We start from the raw sequence: 19,525 nt of genomic DNA, 5'->3' as shown, positions 1-19,525 counted from the left end.
GGTAGTAAAAGTGTCGTGGAATTAATTATTTTTGAAAACCAGAAGCCAAAATTAGATTTCCCATTATGGACGCAGAAAAATTCATTTTTTGTTTAGAAGCAATTCCCGATTCCGAACAACCAACAGAAACGGTTACTATAAAAGGGCTTGAGCAACTTGCTTTTCAGGGTATTTCAAGTATTTATAATTATTGCGACAGCATTGAGGAATTGGAAGAGCGACTTGGTACTTTAGTGTACGATGATACTCATTTTAAAGAATATGAAATTATTTATTTGGTCATGAATGGGGAAGAGGATACTATTCAGCTGGGTAATAACTATTATACATTGCAAGAAATTGCAGAGTTATTTGAGGGAAAAATGAAAGGTAAAATCATTCACTTTTCCAATACGAAAGCACTTGATTTAAATGCAGACGACGCACAATATTTTCTAGATGTGACTGGTGCACGAGCGGTTTCGGGATATGGAATGGACTCGGTTACTATAAGTAGTTTGCCTTTGGACCAACTCTTTTTTACATTGTGTCAGGAAGAATATGATGTGATTGAAGTCGTTGAATTGATGCATCAAAAAAATTATGTAGCTTGTAAAGCTTTAGATTTTAGATTGTATTATTGAAGTCATCGCTGCGGTTCACATCGTTTTTTATCAAATAAGGCCCGAACTTATTTCTATTTGACATAATACGTTCATACACTACTCATACACTATCCATACTTGTGGCATACCTTTGCTATACACTTGAACACAATTAATTATTTAAATGTTCTTATTCTTTAGATGAAAACCACGACTTATAAATTATTTATGTACGAAAAAAAGCCACTTAAATAAGTGGCTTTGCATTGTGTAGTATGATTGTATGTTTTACTTTTGAGCTAATTCTCGTGTCAACCATCCACTTTTCGCTGCTGTTGCAATTGCATAGGGAGCGATCCAAAATAGCCCAAATGTATAGAGCAAACTGTAAGAGTACGCCCACAATGATTCTGACGCATTGTATTTTTTTGCATAAAAAAGCACTGGAAAACTAGAAACTACAAGTATTCCTAAAAGCGTTGAGCTTAAGAAAAGCAGGGGATGTACTGCAATAAAAAACAACATGAACAAAAGAAAAGGGTAGGTCATTGCTATCGTGATAAATTGATTTATAAACAGCAATCGTGCACCGGCTTTTGATTCTTTTCTAAAATTTGTAAAAATGTATTTTGCCATTACGATGTTTTCACGTACGTTACTTCGGCCCCAACGAATAAACATTTTATAAAGACCTTCGTATCGTTCTGGAACATCCGTTAGTACCATTGCATTTTGCTGGAAAAGCACTTTTTTTCCTTGCTTTAAAATCATGTTGGTCATTGCGCGATCTTCTCCAATGTCTGATGGCGTTCCCATAAAGGTTTGATTGATCCACTTTGGCAAGCATTCAAAGACTGCTGAACTTTTGTAGGCTGCTAAAGCGCCTGGAGTACAAAGCACTGTTCCTAATTGACTTTCTGCAGAACGTACAAATTCAAAACTCATTACAAAACTAACATTTAGCATTTTTGGTAGAATTCCTTTTTTGGTATTGAGCACTCTTACGTTTCCTGCCACGGCTCCACAATTTTCGTCTACTACAAAAGGACTTACTAAATTTCGTAGGGTATTTTTTTCAATAATAGAATCACTGTCGATTGTTACGAAAATCTCTCCTGTACCTAGATTAAATCCACGGTACAGTGCATGCCTTTTTCCTTTATTTTGAGGTTGTTGGTAAATAAATAACCGATCGCCTAATTCCTTTTTTGCTTTGGTCATCCAATACCACGTATCGTCTTTACTTCCATCATCTATTGCTAATATTTGCAATTTGTGCGTGGGAAAGTCACTGTTTGCAATACTTAATAATGTTTGCCAAACTAATTTCCCTTCGTTGTAAGCGGGAACAATTACAGTACATGTTGGCAATAATTCATCTGAAACTGATTCGATTGGCTTGTATTTGAAATAAAGGTATCCGTTGTAAATAAGAAAGCATACTTTAAATAAGAGCAAACCAATAGTAGCAATCAGAAATGTTAGCCCTATGGGTGAGTTGATTCTACTTTCATTAAAATTATAGAAGTCGGCTTGCAGGAGGTAAACAAGAGCGGCACCACCTAATAAAAGCAGCATTGTTGTTGCAATTATAATTTTACTTTTTGTACTTGATTCTGTGGATGCTTTTGGTGCTGTTTTATCAGTGCTATTTTGTTTTCTTTCAAATAAAGAATTATTCGCTGAGAAATTTATATTACTCTGTGCGGTGTATGTTGCGTTTGGGGAAAGTGTTTCTCTTTTCATAGTGTAGTCCGTGATTTTGTTCATTTTTTCAGAAGAGCATTTGCAATACGTATACCAAATTTTTTTCTCTATGAAAATCAGTGGTTTATGAATTGATTCTTTTCTGTAATGTGTAAAAAGTACCCACTAAAGTGTTGTGTGCCTCATTTTTAATAAGCACTCTTAAAAGTTATAGCACCATTGTCGTGATTGTGGATCATCCATTTTCTAGATTAAATGATTTCTAAAGTGGTTGTCATTTAGTGTTGCCGTTGCTAATTTTTAGAAATAAGGATGTTAATATGGATTTTCGAAAAACTACTTTTATTACTTCAAATGTAAAACCAGTATTTGATTTGGATGAAGAAAGTACTTTTAAATACGGTTTCAGTGGTGATTTTTTGAAAGTGGTTTACCTATTTTCAAACTTGTTAAATATTCAAAATTCTAAATAAAACATCTTTATATCAATATCAAGATAATTAGGTTAAATTTTGCACGAATCAAAATGCATAACTATTTTCATAAGCAATATAACAAAAGAAAATGCATTTGTTAAATGTTAAATATTTGATTACTCCTGCATACAATTAAGATTTTCACTAATTTGCAGTACTATTAACTAATATTTAGCATAATGAAAAAAACTACATTGATTGATTTTGAAAAAAATCATATTAAAAAACTAAAAAGCTGGCGGTATTCCCTGGCTTTATTATTCGGTATGTTGTTTATGGGGATTCCCTCATTTGCACAGACAATCCAGGTTGGAAGTGGAACGTCGACCAATTCTTATCTTCCACTTTATTATCTTTATGATAAAAATTACACCCAAACCATTTACAACGCTTCGGAATTAGTTGATGCTGGTGCTACTGCAACGGGTGGGATAATTACGAAAATTAGGTTTAAATCCAATACTTCAGTATCAACTGTAGATTGGAAAGATTGGGTCATCTATATGGACAATACCGCTAAAGTTGGATTTAGTAGTACTACAGACTGGGTTCCATTAGCAGATTTAACGCAAGTTTTTAATGGATCAATACAAGCAAATTTGGTTGCCAACGAATGGATGGAAATCACGTTGGATACGCCATTTGTTTGGGATGGAAGTAACGTAGTCATTGCGATTGCTGAAAATACAGAAGACTGGGGTAATTCGCCAAGTTGGACAAGTTACACACTTGCACCTGCTTCAGGATCTAAAGGTATTTACTATTATGCAGATGGTGCTACAGTTGATCCTGCAACGCCGCCAACTGCGAAAGGTATATCAAATAACGTTGCTCAAATTCAATTTGACGGAACGCTTCAAGAAGGTTGCACGGGAACTCCTAGTGGAGGAACTGCTTCTTTATCAACTAATACAGGAAATGCGGGATCTAACTTTACAGCAAGTGCTACTGGAGTAACTGGTGCTTCTGGACTTACTTACCAATGGCAAAAGGAGATCAGTGGTACTTGGCAAGATATTGTTGGTGCTACCTCAAAAACGAGCGTAATCACTGCGGAATCTGGCGCTATTGGAATCGTAACCAATTATAGATTGGCGGTAACATGCACCAGTTCAACCGAAGTAGCTTACTCTACTGTTGTTCCTTTTACAATTCAGTTGGTTTACTGTACTTCAGTTCCAACTAGTAATGACAATTCTGGAATAACCTATATTACTTTGGGTACGGCAGGTTTTCCTGTTGCAGATGTAATGTATTACGACCATCCAACTACAGTTGATTTAATGGCTGGAATTACGAATCAAGTAGCGGTTACATTTGGTACGGGTTATACGTATCATACGAATATTTGGATTGATTTAAATGACAATGGAACTTTCGAATCTAATGAATTGGTGTTCCAAGGAGAATCAACTAATGCAAATCCGACTATTTTTGATGCCTCCTTTTATTTAGATGCCTCGACGCTTGTTGGCTTGCATAAAATGAGAATTGGTACTGCTGATTCAGGTCAAGCTACACCAAACCCATGTTACAGTGGAGGTTTCGGAGTTACGGTAGATGTTATGGTTAACATCTTACCTCCTCCAGCTTGTTTGCCTCCTTCAGCGCTTACCGCTACGAACATTACTTCAAATTCCGCAGATTTATCTTGGACAAGTGCTGGCACTTTGTTTGATATTCAATGGGGACCACAAGGTTTTGCAATTGGAAGTGGAACAATCGTACCTGGAGTTGCTAAACCTTATACTTTAACACTCCCGACGCCAAATACAAAATACAGCTACTACGTTCGTCAGGACTGTGGTGCAACAGACGGTGTTAGTATTTGGTCTGGACCTTATACCTTTACTACCGCTTGTGGAGTAGTTGCTGCATTTACGGAAAATTTTGATTCGTATACGGCTACTGGCTCTGCTAATCCGTTGCCTAATTGCTGGACGCGTTTTGGAAATACAGGTTCTAGTTATATTACTACGGGAAGTAGTGGCGAGTTTTCAGGTCCTAATCGACTATTGTTAACTGGTGCAACTACTGGAGCTACTAATGGTGTCGCAGTTATGCCTGCCGTATCTAATTTGCAAGCAGAAACGCATCGTTTGCGTTTTATGGCGTACGCTACTACAGCAGGAAAATCACTTGAAATTGGTTATTATTCAGATCTAGAGGATGCTTCAAGTTTTAATTTTCTAACCGCAATTGAAATGCCTTCTACAGCCATCGCAAGTGCACAAGAATTTACATTTGCACCACAATCCGTACCTGCTGGAGTTCAATCTCTTGTTTTCAGAGTAAATGGTGGTGCGTCTACAACTTCAACCACAGTATATATTGACAACGTATATTGGGAAGTACTTCCTAGTTGTTTTGATATTACAGATATTACATTCAGTGAAATCACTACTTCCCAAGCTGTTGTGGCATGGGAAAATGGAGGGACAGAAGGTGCGTGGGAGTATGTTTATGAACTTGCCTCGGTAGCTACTTCACCAGTCGGATTGACACCGGTATTAGTGGAAGGTACTCCTTACGATACATTAGAAAACTTGCTTCCTGCTAAAAAGTACAATTTCTGGATTCGCTCTGTTTGTTCACCTTCTTTAAAAGGAAATTGGTCATTAGTTCAAACTTTTACAACAGCCTGTGGATTGGTAGAAACCTTCTCTGAAACTTTTGAAGGATTGCCTACAGGTTCTGTAAATCCTTTAGCACTTTGTTGGGAACGCGCTGGAAACGGTAGTGTTTATATTACTACAGGAGGACCAACAGGTCAACCGAATCGTTTGTATATGTTTGCCAATGGATCAACGCCAACAGTAGCTTATGCAATTATGCCTTCTGTTAGTAATTTGCAAGCAGAAACGCACCGATTAAAGTTTAATGTTTATGCAAGTACTGCTAACAAGTACATAGAAATAGGGGTTTTAACAGATCCAACGGATGTTACTACGTTTAGTTTATTACAAACTATAAATGTACCGGGAACGACTTTGGCTTCTGCTCAAACTTTTACTTTTAGTCCGGTAAATATTCCTACTGGAATAAATACATTGGTTTTTAGAAATCCGGGTACACCAACCGAATCTACAGCACTATATATTGATGATGTAAAATGGGAAGCAAAACCAACAGTGGTTCCTTCTTGTTCAACTAATGTCTTAGCGGTTCCTAATGCTACTTATGGTAATTTCCCAACGGTAATTACGTGGGATGCAAATGCAGCAGCAGATACTTATTTCTTAAATATTGGTACGACTCCTGGTGGAGTTGACGTAGTTAACAATGCAAATATTGGATTAGTAACCACTTACAGTTTTATTGGTTCAATCGCTACCACATACTATTATACATTAATTCCTTTCAATACTGCTGGATCTGCAGTAGGTTGTGTAGAACAAACGTTTACAACGCTTCCTGCTGGTGGATATTGTACTTCAGCACCTACTGGTAATGATAATTCAGGAATTACTAATGTGCAGGTTGGAACTCAAAATTTCCCTACTGCCGATGTGTCCTATTTTGACCATACCGCTACTGCAGTAGATTTGGCTCAAGGTGTTACTAGTAATTTAAAAGTTACTTTTGCAACTGGTTATACTTACGGTACTAATGTTTGGGTTGACTTCAATGATAATTTTACCTTTGAAGCAAGTGAATTGGTTTTCCAAGGAGAATCAACTAATGCAAATCCTACGACTTACGATGCAAGTTTCTTAATGCCTGCAAATGCACCTTTAGGAATGCACCAAATGAGAATTGGAACAGCGGATGTTTTACAGACGCCTCCAAATCCATGTTACAGTGGTTCTTACGGAGTTACATTGGACTTTAAAATTAATGTTACACCTGCACCAAGTTGTTTAGCTCCAATGGGACTAAGTGTTGATGCAGCTTCTGTGACCACAAATTCAGCTACTGTAAGTTGGATTGCTTCTACTTCGCTTCCTTCTCAAGGATACGAATATTACTATTCAACTTCAAGTGTCGCTCCAACTGCTTCAACAACTCCTTCAGGATCTGTAGCGGCGGGAATTACGGTTGCGAACTTGACTGGTTTATCCACTTCCTCTTTGCAGTATGTTTATGTACGATCTGCTTGTAGTACGACTGATTTTAGTGCATGGTCGCAACCTGTAACATTTGCTACATTGTGTGACGTGACTAGTTTGCCTTACAGTGTTAATTTCGAAACTGTAACTGTACCTAATCTTCCACCATGTACCTTAAACGAAAATGTAGGTACAGGAAACAACTGGTTAACGGTTGCTAATCCAGGCTATGGCTTTACGAGTAAAGCTCTTAGATACCAATGGAATACTAGTAATGCTGCAAATGTTTGGTTTTATACTAATTTAGTTAATTTAGTTGCAGGTACACAATATACGGTTTCGTATAAATACGGTGGAAGTTCTACCACTTATACTGAAAACTTAAAAGTTGCCTACGGAAGTGCTGCAAATAGTACCGCTATGACTAACGTACTTGCAGATCATCCAGGTATAAATACAACATTGCCACAAAACAATGCGGTTACCTTTACTCCAGCAGTTTCTGGAACTTATGTTATTGGATTTCAAGCGTATTCACCTTCTAATCAGTTTTATTTACTGTTAGATGATATTATGATCGAAGAAGCGGATTTAGCAACTGGTGATTTTAACACCAACAAGTTCACTGCTTATCCGAACCCAGTAAAAAACAACTTGAACATCCGTTATAACGAAAATATTAAAGACGTAGCGGTATTCAATTTACTAGGTCAACAATTGTTTACAAAAAGCATTAACGCGAACGAAGGTCAGATCGATATGTCTGGGGTACCTTCTGGAACGTACTTAGTAAAAATAAGTAGTGCTGATAAAGTGCAAACCATCAAAGTGATTAAAGAATAATATTCTTACATCGCATTCATTCTAAAAGGCTGTCCTCAAAAAGGGCAGCCTTTTTTTTATAAAAAAATAATTCTCTCAACTAAATACTTTAATCTAATTTACAAAAGTATTTACCGTGTTTTAAATTATATCACTAGTTGTTATATAAATGTGATAGTATTTGATTTGATTTTTTTATGCTGCACATTTTAGTATTTTCGCTCGATATTAACCAAAATAACATATAATGAAAAAAATTACTTTCTTTAGTTTCCTACTGATCTTATTTTTCGTTCGAAGTTTTGCTCAATTCGGTTGCGGTTCCGCCATTGCTTTGTCAAATGGCTTTGTGCAGAATAACATCACTACAGTTGGAAACGGAGGTGTAGAAGATTGGAATCAAAATCCGACAGGAACTACAATTGACGGAATGTACTGGAACGACGACGTATATATGTTTTCCTATACCGCAGGTTCATCTGATGAAATCATAAGCATTACTACCTTATCGCGGAATGTATATAATGGGATTGGTATTTTCGCAAACTGCGACGGCACCGTCTTTTCTGGGCCATTAGCATCAGCTTCTTCTTCCAGTACTAATGCTACAAAAACTATTGGAGCTACGGTTGCTGCTGGAGCTACGGTTTATATTGCTACCGGACAATGGGGACCACCGAAGAGTTTGGATTTTGACGTAGTGTCTTTTTCCGCAACACCTGTAAATGGTATTCCAAATTGTACTACACTTTTGACTCCTAGTAATGGGACAACAACAGCTGCTCAAAACGGAATGTTGAAATGGAGTGCCGCAACTGGAACGCCTTCAACTTATAAAATCTACATGGGGACAACTTCAGGAGGAACTGATGTTTTAAATGGGGTGAATGTTGGAAACGTCCTTACCTATAATGCCGGAGTTTTATCAGCAAATACGACTTACTTTGTAAAAATTGTTCCTTCAAATTCTAATGGAGACGCGACTGGATGCACTGAATATAGTTTTACGACTTGTGGAACCTATGATTCCTTGTTTGAGAATTTTGATTCTGCCGCTACGGGAGCTGCTAGTGAGATGCCAAATTGCTGGACAAAGTTGGGTAACGGCTTGACTTACGTAATGACTAGTAGTATCGCTCCATTTTCTCCACCGAATCGATTGTATATGTCGGCGAATGGTAATTTTCCAAATCCGACTCAGATTTCTGCCCTAACACCAGCGCTTTCAAATTTACAAGCGGGAACACATCGCTTGCGCTTTAAAGTGCATGCGACAAGTTCCAATAAGAAAATGCAGATTGGTTATTTTACTGATCTAAGCGACATTAATACATTTGTCACTATTCAAGAAATTCTTTTACCTGGATTCAATGTCGCTGCGATGCAAGAATTCACTATTGTTCCAGGAGTACTTCCGGCAGGTGTTTCAAAATTGGCGTTTCGCAATAATGCAGTAACAGGTCCAGCTATAATTTATATTGATGATGTATCGTGGGAAGCGATTCCTTCCTGTGGCGATATTGTTACCGTTAAAGCAACGGATTTCAATAGTACGTCTGCAACGCTTGCTTGGGAACCTGCAGAATCTGAAAATAATTGGCAGTATGTTTACGGTTCATCGGACACTGTTACAGACCCATCCTTACTTACGGCAGTAGCTGTTTTTGACGAACCACTCATTTTATTGCAATCCTTACAACCAAATACTACCTATAAAATATGGGTTCGCTCAAATTGTGGTAATGGAGCTTTTGGAAACTGGCCTCAAACTCCCTATATTTTTAAAACGACATGTGAGCCAGTTACCTCTTTTTCAGAGACTTTTGCTTCTTACACCGGAATGCCAAACACGACTCTAGCTTCTTGTTGGACTCGATTTGGAACTACTGGTACTTCGTATATGAATTCTGGATTGCTGTATTTGTCTGCTAATCCTGTAACGCCAACTAATGCTTATGCCGTTATGCCGCCTTTGTCTAATTTATTAGCAGGAACGCATCAGTTAAAATTTAAAGCACATGCACCGGGAGGCAATAAATTTCTTGAATTGGGTTATTTTGAATTGGCAGGAGAGGTGTCAAGCTTTGTTCTTTTAGAAACATTCCCTTTACCCGAGTCATCGCAAGATGCGTCAAGTATTTTTACATACGAAGTGGGTATGCTACCTTCACAAATTGAATCACTGGTTTTTAAATTAAAAGGTGCTGGTAATCCAGAGATTACAGACATTTATATTGACGACGTCATGTGGCGTTTGATACCAGCTTGTGCGGATATTAATGAAGTTACGGTTACGAATGTTACTACGGATTCAGCAGCAGTAACTTGGGCTCCAATGGGTTTAGAAACTTCATGGCAATATGCCTTTACATCAACTAGTACGACGGATCCAAATACCTTAGCAGCTGTAACCGTTGCTGTTCCAACGGTTAACCTACTTGATTTACAGTCAAATACCACTTATAAAGTATGGGTTCGTTCTACTTGCGAAGGTGATTTATATGGAAGTTGGTCTACTGTTCGTACCTTCACTACCCAATGCAACCCAACTACATTGCCTTACACAATCAATTTTGAAGGAGGCACTGGTGTTAGTTTACCATCTTGTACCAGTAGAGAAAATGCCGGAACAGGAAACAATTGGTTTGTTGCAACTGCATTTGATAATGGTTTTACGGGTACCGTACTTCAGTACGACTACAATTCTTTTTCTGATGCAAATGCATGGTTCTACACGAACTCCTTTTATTTAGAAGCTGGAACACAGTATAGTGTTAGTTATAAATACGGAAACAATGATGCCGGTTATACGGAACGAATGAAAGTTGCCTTTGGAAACTTTCCAATAAGCACCTCAATGACGGAATTTATTGAAGATCATCCTTCAATATCACAAGGAACTGCTCAAAACAATACGGCTTATTTTTCTCCTGTATTTTCAGGAACCTATGTAATTGGATTTAATGCGTATTCAGTAGAAGATCAATTTAGTTTATTTTTGGATGATATCGTGATTCAGGAAGTTTTAGCAACTACGAATTTTGATGCCAACAAGTTCACCGCTTATCCAAACCCAGTAAAAAACAACTTGAACATCCGTTACAACGAAAACATTAAAGACGTAGCGGTATTCAATTTATTAGGGCAACAATTGTTTACGAAAAGCATTAACGCGAAGGAAGGTCAGATCGATATGTCTGGGGTATCTTCTGGAACGTACTTAGTAAAAATAAGTAGTGCTGATAAAGTGCAAACTATCAAAGTGATTAAAGAATAATATACTTACATCACATTCATTTTAAAAGGCTGTCCTCAAAAAGGGCAGCCTTTTTTTATTGAGGATCTAAACTAGAGGCTGGTTCATAAATTTAGTTTAAATCCATCTTAAAAGCTTTGAATTCATTACAACTATTGGTACTTTAATGGTATAAAAATGGGTATACTGATTTTTAGTGGCCGTTAAACTTTTAAAAGATGAGTAGGGGATTTGTAAAAGAAGAAGATCAAGAATCGACGCCAATGGTGCCGCCTCGAGCTGATTTGCCAAATGGTATTACTAATTATGTCACAGCATTTGGACTCCAAGCACTTTTAGATGAACGAGAACAACTCCAAATCGAGAAAGATAATTTATCTTTTACAAACGAGCAGGAGCGAAGGATTGCGGTCAATTTTCTACAGGCCAAACTACAGTTGCTTTCAGAACGTATCGCAAGTGCAAAAGTGGTGGATTTAAATAAGCAACCTCTTGATGAAATTCGTTTTGGAGCCCATATCACTTTATGCATTAACGATCAGCAGAAGCCAGAACGTTACCAAATCGTTGGTGTGGACGAAGCGAATATTTCACTTCATAAGATCGGTTTTACAGCTCCTATTGCAAAACTCTTGATTAATAAGAAAATCGGAGAAAAGACTGTTTTGAAACTGGGCACAAAAAACCGTACTTTTAAAGTACTCGCGATTTCCTACAATCAGGAGTAAGTATCCAATCGTTTCCAATACCTTTTTATAAAGTGCGAATCATACAACTGATTATTTATTGGAACTTCAGCAAGTGTACAAAATAAGAAAACACCTTGTAGACGATATCTTCAATCGACTCCAAAGTGTTTTTCCCAATAATCTCCTATTTATGATTCTGCTAGCTATGGGGTTGCAGCAGTACTTAAATAAAGAATTTAATATATATAAATATTAGTCATTGTCGTGATCGTCATCATCATGATGATTGTGTTTTTTATGTTTCTTTTTGTAGTTCTTGTGTTTAACATACACAACTTTTCCATTATTATAGCGTTTTCCTTTGTATTTCATTTTATGCTTTTTATGATAAGCATAAGGAGCATTTCCTCTGTAATCTGTAATGTAAATTACTCTACCATTGCGTAAATTGTAGCCGTTGTAATTTGAAGGAAGACGCTTCGCTTTGATCCACTTTCCATTTTTAACGTAAATAAATTGTCCAGCAGGAACATCGTAATAAGAATCAATTTCGGGTAAATAATAAAATTTAGCTGGAGTAGCATTTACCGGTGCCCAAACTGGAGGTTTTCCGATATTTAGATTTACGGAAACTTGTGCTTGTGTGCTTGTAACGAACAATAGTCCAAATACAAATAATTTTAATGTTTTCATGGTGTTTTAATTATGATAAATTAAATTTATCTGGTTGATGTAGCATAGCCAATATCTGTGCCAAAAATTCAAAAGTGCTAATGTTATAACAATAGAATAGCAATCCTTATAGTAATTGTTTTTCTAAAACAAATCACGCCTAGTTGCTTCTCTTTAATTATTAAGTGTAATTTTTAGTGCTATTTGTCAATTAATCATATCTTTAGCTCAAATTATATGATTTCGCAACTTAATTAAGTCGTTAGTAATCGAAACAGTATAAAAAGACATTTATTATCTATTTTAAATCTTACTATTTGAAAACACTAGTACTCTTTATTACCTTATTGTTATCAGCATTGGGATATTCACAAATTATAAACATTCCGAATGCCGCTTTTAAGTCAAAATTACTGGCTGCAAATTCGACAAATTTTTTCGCTTCAACTGAAGCACCCGTTTACAGTGTTTTTTATAACAATTGGAGTGGGCCGACTTCGAATACGATCGATACAAATGGCGACGGTGAAATTCAAGTTTCAGAAGCATTAGCAATCAAATGTTTAAACTTGAAAGATTCAAATTTGACAAACTTGAGCGGTATCGAGTTTTTCACCAATTTACAATCATTAAGAGTGAATGGAAATAATCTAACGTCTTTAAACTTAAACCAAAACACAGCGTTGATTAATTTAAGATGTGAAAACAATCTACTGACTACTTTAAATATTGATCAGTTAACCGGTTTGTTAGATTTTAATTGTGAATTCAATCAACTTACTTCGTTTAGCATTTCGCAGAGCACTTTATTGCAAAGAGTATACTGCAATAACAATAACCTGACTACTTTAAATGTTTCGCAACTGCCAAATTTAGAAATTCTACAATGTACCGACAATGCTTTAACTAGTCTTGACTTATCGCAGAGCATTTCACTTAAAAAAGTAGATTGTGGCATTAATTTACTCACCTCTTTAAATGTGTCTGGAGCTTCAGCATTAGAATCTCTTGCTTGTTCAATTAATCAATTGACCACTTTAGATCTTTCCCAAAACACTCTATTGAAGTTGTTACGTTGTGAGACCAATCAACTAACAAGTTTGAATGTTTCGCAATGCGTAAATTTAGAACAACTATGGTGTTATAATAACCAATTAGAAACTTTAGATGTGTCCACTCTTGCCAATATGACCAAGTTTGTGTGCAATACCAATCAGTTAACAAGTTTAGATGTTTCACAATGCGTTTCCTTAAACTTTTTCGATTTTTCTATTAATAACCTGATGTATCTGAACGTTAAGAATGGTGTTACAAATTGGCTTAATTTCTATTTTGATTACAATCCAAATTTGCAATACGTCTGTGTAGATGACGAAAACAAGCAGCTCGTCGAAAATTATACTATCGTGCTACCCAATTGCCATATTAATAGTTATTGCACGTTTTCTCCAGGAGGAAATTACTTTGAAATAGCTGGAAATGTAGTGTTAGATTTTAACAACGACGGTTGCGACAGTCAAGACCCCTCATATAAAAACTTAAATTTCACCGTTACAGACGGCACAAATACGCTTACAACAATCGCAAATCAAACGGGTTCTTATTATATTCCTGTCGGTAGTGAAGGCACAACAACAGTTACACCACATTTAGAAAACCCAAGCTACTTTACAATCGCACCTTCTAGTTTTGATGTAACATTTCCAACTGTTGTTTCACCTTTTACTCAAAATTTCTGCGTCACTGCAAATGGAATAAAACCGGACGTAGCAGTTATACTTGTTCCAATCACACCTGCTCGACCTGGATTCGATGCGATGTACAGTTTGCAGTATCGAAATAAGGGAAATCAGGTAGAGAATGGAAGCGTTTCGTTTTCTTATGATCAACAGTTGTTAGAGTATGTGATGTCTAATCCTGTTTTTGACAATCAAACGGCGAATTCTTTTACTTGGAATTTTACGAATTTACAGCCTTTCGAAACTCGCAATATTACGTTCACTTTGAATGTAAACGGTCCGATGGAAATCCCACCAGTTCATGGAGGAGACTTATTAAGTTCCGTTGCGGTAATTTCAACTTCAAACACGGATTTAACACCAACGGATAATCTATTTACTTTGAACCAAATAGTAGTAGGTTCTTATGATCCAAACGACAAAACCTGTTTAGAAGGAATGAGTATTACACCAGCTATGGTTGGAACATACGTCCATTACATGATTCGTTTTGAAAATACAGGAACGTACTTTGCCGAAAACATTGTCGTAAGAGATGACATTGACTCGACAAAATTTGATATTTCCAGCTTAATTCCTGTCGGTTCAAGTCATGATTTTGTGACGAGAATTAAAGACAATCGTGTCGAATTTATATTTGAAGGCGTTAATTTGCCTTTTGACGATGCACAGAACGACGGATATGTAGTTTTTAAAATAAAAACAAAACCAAACTTAGTTCTTGGAGCTGGTTTTAGTAATTCCGCTGGCATTTATTTTGACTATAATTTTCCAATTGAAACTAACAATTACACCACGACAGTTCAAAACTATTTAAGTTTGCCAACAAATGCAGGAGTAAAAGAGGTTGTCGTTTATCCAAATCCCGTTACTTCAATTTTAAACTTCGACAGTATTAACCCGATTTTGAAAGTTGAAATCTACGATATCTCCGGAAAAATTAGGAGATCAAATTCGGTTCACAACAATCAAATAAATTTATTTGATTTGAAATCGGGATCCTATATTCTTAAATTATTTGCGGAACAAGAAACCACTACTGCTAAAATAATTAAGCAGTAATTATATTGAAATTACAAAGTATTTAAAAAAAGCCGAAATAGTAGTTGCGATGAAAAGCGCTTACGATTTATGTTCGATTAAGTAATTCGCCAGTACTTTTTCAATCAATTCTTCTTTTGTCAAATGGTGAAAAATAGTTTTTACTTGCTGTTTTACGGCTTCAGGAAGTGCTCTATTTGGTTTGGTTTTAAACACTTTTTTTGCCCAAACTAAGGTGTTGTTCCACTCGAGATCTGCTGCATTTGCTTTTGAAACTGGTGTGAATTTGATTCCTAATGCTTTTTCAAAATCAGCAATTTCAGCCACTTCTTCTTGTTGAATGATCGTCATTGAAAGACCTTTTGAACCCGCTCTTCCTGTTCTTCCACTTCTGTGAACGTATGCTTCGTGTGTATCTGGCAAATGATAGTTGACTACATAGGCTAATTCTTTGACGTCAATTCCACGGGCTACCAAATCGGTTGCCACAAGAATGTCAATATATCCTTCGCGAAATTGCTCCATGATTCGGTCGCGAATTCCTTGGGTTAAACTTCCGTGTAAAGCGCCCGAAGCAATTTTTCGCATCGCGAGATTTTTCGCTAATTTGTTTACTGCCGCTTTTGTTTTACAAAAAATAATTCCTCTTCCGCCTTCTTGTGCGTTCAAAAAGTGCAAAAGCACATCCAGTTTTTCAATAGGTTCTACCACAAGATATTGATGAACGATACCTTCGTGACCCATCGTTGCCATATTGGATTGAACCGATACCGTCTTTTTCGACATATAATTGTGCACGATTTCTTTCAGTTCACCAGGCATCGTTGCACTAAATAAAAAAGTACGACGGTTTTTAGGTACTGCTGCAAGAATGGGCATTAAATCATCTTTTAACGCTTGAAACATCTCATCTGCTTCATCTAAAACCAAGTGTTTTAGTGCGGAAACATCAATTGCTTTTTTCTCAAGTAGGTCTAGAAAACGTCCTGGTGTTGCAACGATAATATGCGTTGTTGTTTTTAATGCTTCTATTTGTGTTTTAATCGGACTTCCTCCGCTAATTAAAACGATTGAAACCTCTGGTAAATGGGTTGCAAAACTTTTTAAATTCGTATAAATTTGTTGTGCCAACTCGCGTGTAGGCGACAAAATCAGCGATTGTACTTGTTGGTTTTCAAGATCAACTACTTGCAACAATGGCAATCCAAAAGCAGCAGTTTTACCTGTTCCCGTTTTGGCAAGTGCCACAACATCCTCCTTCTGATTTAAAATAATAGGAATAACTTGTTCCTGAATATCAGTAGCAACAGTAATTTTTAGATCGTTAAGTGCGTCCTGAAGTTTTTTGTTAATTCCTAAATCGGATAGAAGTCTTGACATGGTCCTTTTTTTTAGCAAAGATAAACACAGTTTGTTGTGATGCCTTGTATTTCAACTTTTAATTGCGCTACTATTTCAAAAAAAGCGCTATTCCAACTAACTTTAACCACTTTTTCGCAGTTTCATATCGCATCAATACTGAATAGTTTAAAATCGGAGCTGCTCTTGAATTGAAATTATACAAGTTCAGGCTTCTTCATAATTAAAAATTAAGATGTATACGCACTTACCGAATGCAACTTGCGAAAATTTCACAAATCACTTGGATAATTTTGTGATGCTATCGAAAATAGAATGCCGACCTTTGCGGTATTAAATAAGGACTTCTAATGGACAAAAAAACACAACTATTCACCATAAATATTCCACTTGAAGGCGTGGAGAGCGAACATTGTGGCCTTATCGTTGCTAAAGGTTTGCAAGACGTTCTGGGGATTCAAAGTCAAAAGGTTGAGGTCAATAACAAACGCGTCGTGATTGAAACGGCTCATCCTGAAAAGCTATCTGAGTTTGTTCAAACTATTAAGGACTTGGGTTATCATGTACCGACTGTAAAAAAGATCATTCCGGTTTTAGAAATGAGTTGTGCCTCGTGTGCTTCAAGTGTTGAAACTATTTTGAATGCAGAAGTTGGTATTTTAAAAGCCGTTGTAAATTTTGCTTCCGCAACCGTTGCTGTTGAATATATTGTAGGTTTAGCTTCTCCACAAACAATGAAAAGTGCCGTAGAAGAAGGTGGTTTTGGATTGTGGATTGAAGAAGAAAAAGAGAGCGGTGATGCTCTAGAAGTATTGCATGAGCAAAAATTTGCTTTGCTAAAGAAAAAGACGTTTTGGGCTTTGGGACTGGCGGTTCCACTAGTTACCATAGGAATGTTTTTTATGGAAATGGCCTACGCCAATATTATCATGTGGATTTTGAGTACCCCAATCGTATTTGGGCTTGGCTTGGATTTCTTTAAAAATGCGTGGAAACAAGCGAAACATCGCAGTGCAAATATGGATACTTTAGTAGCATTGAGCACAGGAGTCGCTTATTTGTTTAGTGTTTTTAATACTGTTTATCCGCAATTTTGGTTGGTACGAGGGTTGCAACCCCACGTTTATTTTGAAGCGGCGGGAGTAGTTATTGCTTTTATTTTATTGGGAAGACTTCTCGAAGAAAAAGCAAAAGGGAATACGTCAACGGCTATTAAAAAGTTGATGGGTTTGCAACCTAAATTTGTAACGGTGGTCGCCTTGGATGGAAGTCACCAACAAATTTCAATAGATGCGGTGGAAATTGACGCTATAATTCTAGTAAAGCCAGGTGAGAAAATTGCGGTAGATGGAATCGTTACATCGGGTCAATCGTATGTAGATGAAAGTATGCTGACCGGTGAACCAATTGCTATTTTAAAAACTGAAAACGAAAAAGTGTATGCCGGAACGATCAATCAGAAAGGGAGTTTTCAATTTAGAGCAGAACAAATAGGAAGCGCTACGTTGCTTTCTCAAATTATCAAAATGGTGCAAGAAGCTCAAGGAAGTAAGGCACCCGTTCAAAAGTTGGTCGACAAAATTGCACGTATTTTTGTACCCGTGGTTTTGGGTATTGCGGTATTTTCTTTCCTAGTGTGGACGATTTTTGGAGGCGAAAATGGGTTTACGCAAGGTTTGATGGCGCTTGTAACCGTTTTGGTCATCGCTTGTCCTTGTGCTTTGGGATTGGCGACGCCAACTGCGATTATGGTGGGTGTTGGAAAAGGAGCCGAAAACGGAATTCTGATTAAGGACGCTGAAAGTTTGGAATTGGCACAAAAGATCAACGTCGTTATTTTAGATAAAACGGGTACGATTACGGAAGGAAAACCTTCGGTAAATCATTCGTTTTGGCTTACAGAAGATGCAATTTTACGCCAGATTTTAAGCAGTATGGAACGGCAGTCGGAACATCCCTTAGCGGATGCGGTAGTGCGTTATTTAGAGGTGTATGAAAATGTGGCACTTTCTGAATTTGAAAGTATTACGGGTCATGGCGTTCAAGCTCAATTTGAGGGGGAAGCGTATTATGCGGGAACTAAAAAGTTGCTTTTGCAAAAAGGAATTACTTTTGACGAACGCTTAATACAAAAAGCCGAACTTTGGAGCAGTCAAGCTCAAACCGTGATTTGGTTTGCCAATAGTAAAAAAGCACTTGCCCTTTTGGCCATTTCCGATCCGATTAAAAGTTCCTCGAAAAGTGCAATACTTGCTTTACAAGAAAAAGGGATTGAAGTGTACATGTTGACCGGTGATACTAATGCTACTGCAAAAGCGGTTGCGGAATCCGTTGGAATCACGCACTTTGAAGCAGAATTTTTGCCGGAACAGAAATCAAATTTTGTCAAACAATTGCAATCGAATGGAAAAACAGTCGCAATGGTTGGTGACGGTATAAATGACAGTGCAGCATTGGCTCAAGCCGACGTCAGTATTGCGATGGGAAAAGGCAGTGCAATTGCCATGGATGTGGCAAAAATCACGCTCATATCTTCGGATTTACAGAAAATAGCGGAAGCCATTCGCTTGTCGAAATTAACTGTCCAAACGATTCGGCAAAATTTATTTTGGGCATTTGTGTACAATCTAATTGGAATCCCAATTGCCGCAGGATTACTGTATCCCGTTAACGGATTTTTATTAAATCCAATGTTAGCAGGAGCTGCGATGGCGCTAAGCAGCGTGAGTGTCGTCAGTAATAGTTTGCGATTAAAGTGGAAAAAATAATTTCAAAAATCAATATCAATTTTAATAAAAATAATTATAAATAATTTTCAAAAAATATAAAATATGAAAACATTACAGTTTAAAACGAATATGAAATGCAGTGGATGTAAGGATACGGTAACGCCTTTTTTAAACAGCGTATCTGAAATCAAAAAATGGGAAGTGGACACTACGAGTAAAGACAAAATTCTTACTGTAGATTTTGATGGAACAAATGAAGAGGTGATTGTAAAAAAAGTGGAAGAAGCCGGATTTAAAATTGAAAAAATAAGTTTGTAATACTGTCCTATTTCGAATTTTATAAAACAGCAATTAAATTGTATAAAGGTTTTTTTCTTATCGTGCTTTAATTTTGAGTAAATC

The 19,525-nt window shown here is 36.8% G+C and carries 10 protein-coding genes; 7 read left to right on the top strand and 3 right to left on the bottom strand.

Translation table 11 applies throughout. The annotated features are described in order from the left end of the window. Positions 1 to 65 precede the first annotated feature (65 nt). Positions 66 to 623, top strand: coding sequence for a DUF6642 family protein (locus YWA_RS0111585; protein ID WP_022828676.1), 558 nt, complete (start codon positions 66 to 68; stop codon positions 621 to 623). 249 nt (positions 624 to 872) lie between these two features. Here the strand turns inward: YWA_RS0111585 and YWA_RS0111580 are convergent, their stop codons facing one another. Continuing rightward, on the bottom strand, positions 873 to 2,354 hold the full coding sequence (locus YWA_RS0111580) for a glycosyltransferase (RefSeq protein ID WP_022828675.1): 1,482 nt from the start codon (positions 2,352 to 2,354) through the stop codon (positions 873 to 875). A gap of 592 nt (positions 2,355 to 2,946) precedes the next feature. Between YWA_RS0111580 and YWA_RS0111570 the strand changes: the two genes are divergently transcribed. The 3 genes from YWA_RS0111570 to YWA_RS0111560 all read left to right on the top strand — a co-directional run bounded on the left by YWA_RS0111570 (position 2,947) and on the right by YWA_RS0111560 (position 11,622). Continuing rightward, positions 2,947 to 7,659 (top strand): GEVED domain-containing protein, encoded by a 4,713-nt coding sequence (locus YWA_RS0111570; RefSeq protein WP_022828673.1) that lies wholly within the window; start codon positions 2,947 to 2,949, stop codon positions 7,657 to 7,659. A gap of 226 nt (positions 7,660 to 7,885) precedes the next feature. After that, on the top strand, positions 7,886 to 10,915 hold the full coding sequence (locus YWA_RS0111565) for a T9SS type A sorting domain-containing protein (protein ID WP_022828672.1): 3,030 nt from the start codon (positions 7,886 to 7,888) through the stop codon (positions 10,913 to 10,915). A 197-nt stretch (positions 10,916 to 11,112) separates the two neighbouring features. Further along, positions 11,113 to 11,622: a GreA/GreB family elongation factor gene (locus YWA_RS0111560; RefSeq protein WP_022828671.1), complete on the top strand. Its 510-nt coding sequence runs from the start codon at positions 11,113 to 11,115 to the stop codon at positions 11,620 to 11,622. 213 nt (positions 11,623 to 11,835) lie between these two features. On the opposite strand, the gene YWA_RS0111555 is transcribed toward YWA_RS0111560, so the two are convergent. Then, the gene (locus YWA_RS0111555) at positions 11,836 to 12,276 is read right to left on the bottom strand and encodes a hypothetical protein (RefSeq protein WP_022828670.1); all 441 of its coding nucleotides are present in this window, start codon (positions 12,274 to 12,276) and stop codon (positions 11,836 to 11,838) included. 296 nt (positions 12,277 to 12,572) lie between these two features. Here YWA_RS0111555 and YWA_RS0111550 point away from each other — a divergent pair, with 296 nt between their 5' ends. Beyond that, on the top strand, positions 12,573 to 15,056 hold the full coding sequence (locus YWA_RS0111550) for a DUF7619 domain-containing protein (RefSeq protein ID WP_157505341.1): 2,484 nt from the start codon (positions 12,573 to 12,575) through the stop codon (positions 15,054 to 15,056). Between the two features lie 60 nt (positions 15,057 to 15,116). Here the strand turns inward: YWA_RS0111550 and YWA_RS0111545 are convergent, their stop codons facing one another. Then, positions 15,117 to 16,415, bottom strand: coding sequence for a DEAD/DEAH box helicase (locus YWA_RS0111545; protein WP_022828668.1), 1,299 nt, complete (start codon positions 16,413 to 16,415; stop codon positions 15,117 to 15,119). Between the two features lie 329 nt (positions 16,416 to 16,744). Here YWA_RS0111545 and YWA_RS0111540 point away from each other — a divergent pair, with 329 nt between their 5' ends. Both YWA_RS0111540 and YWA_RS0111535 read left to right on the top strand, forming a co-directional pair. Continuing rightward, on the top strand, positions 16,745 to 19,162 hold the full coding sequence (locus YWA_RS0111540; protein WP_022828667.1) for a heavy metal translocating P-type ATPase: 2,418 nt from the start codon (positions 16,745 to 16,747) through the stop codon (positions 19,160 to 19,162). Between the two features lie 63 nt (positions 19,163 to 19,225). Continuing rightward, complete coding sequence (locus tag YWA_RS0111535; RefSeq protein ID WP_022828666.1) at positions 19,226 to 19,441, top strand: heavy-metal-associated domain-containing protein; 216 nt, start codon at positions 19,226 to 19,228, stop codon at positions 19,439 to 19,441. Positions 19,442 to 19,525 lie beyond the last annotated feature (84 nt).

The sequence above is a fragment of the Flavobacterium antarcticum DSM 19726 genome (assembly GCF_000419685.1).
GTDB classification, from domain to species: Bacteria; Bacteroidota; Bacteroidia; order Flavobacteriales; family Flavobacteriaceae; genus Flavobacterium; species Flavobacterium antarcticum.
Note: the sequence above shows the minus strand (reverse complement) of the source record. Positions and strands in the feature narration are given on the sequence as shown.

Excerpts from the sequence above, each read along its gene's own strand:
- YWA_RS0111540 (WP_022828667.1), top strand. The coding sequence starts at position 16,745 with ATGGACAAAAAAACACAACTATTCACCATAAATATTCCACTTGAAGGC.
- YWA_RS0111565 (WP_022828672.1), top strand. The coding sequence starts at position 7,886 with ATGAAAAAAATTACTTTCTTTAGTTTCCTACTGATCTTATTTTTCGTT.
- YWA_RS0111570 (WP_022828673.1), top strand. The coding sequence starts at position 2,947 with ATGAAAAAAACTACATTGATTGATTTTGAAAAAAATCATATTAAAAAA.
- YWA_RS0111560 (WP_022828671.1), top strand. The coding sequence starts at position 11,113 with ATGAGTAGGGGATTTGTAAAAGAAGAAGATCAAGAATCGACGCCAATG.
- YWA_RS0111535 (WP_022828666.1), top strand. The coding sequence starts at position 19,226 with ATGAAAACATTACAGTTTAAAACGAATATGAAATGCAGTGGATGTAAG.
- YWA_RS0111545 (WP_022828668.1), bottom strand. The coding sequence starts at position 16,415 with ATGTCAAGACTTCTATCCGATTTAGGAATTAACAAAAAACTTCAGGAC.
- YWA_RS0111555 (WP_022828670.1), bottom strand. The coding sequence starts at position 12,276 with ATGAAAACATTAAAATTATTTGTATTTGGACTATTGTTCGTTACAAGC.
- YWA_RS0111585 (WP_022828676.1), top strand. The coding sequence starts at position 66 with ATGGACGCAGAAAAATTCATTTTTTGTTTAGAAGCAATTCCCGATTCC.
- YWA_RS0111580 (WP_022828675.1), bottom strand. The coding sequence starts at position 2,354 with ATGAACAAAATCACGGACTACACTATGAAAAGAGAAACACTTTCCCCA.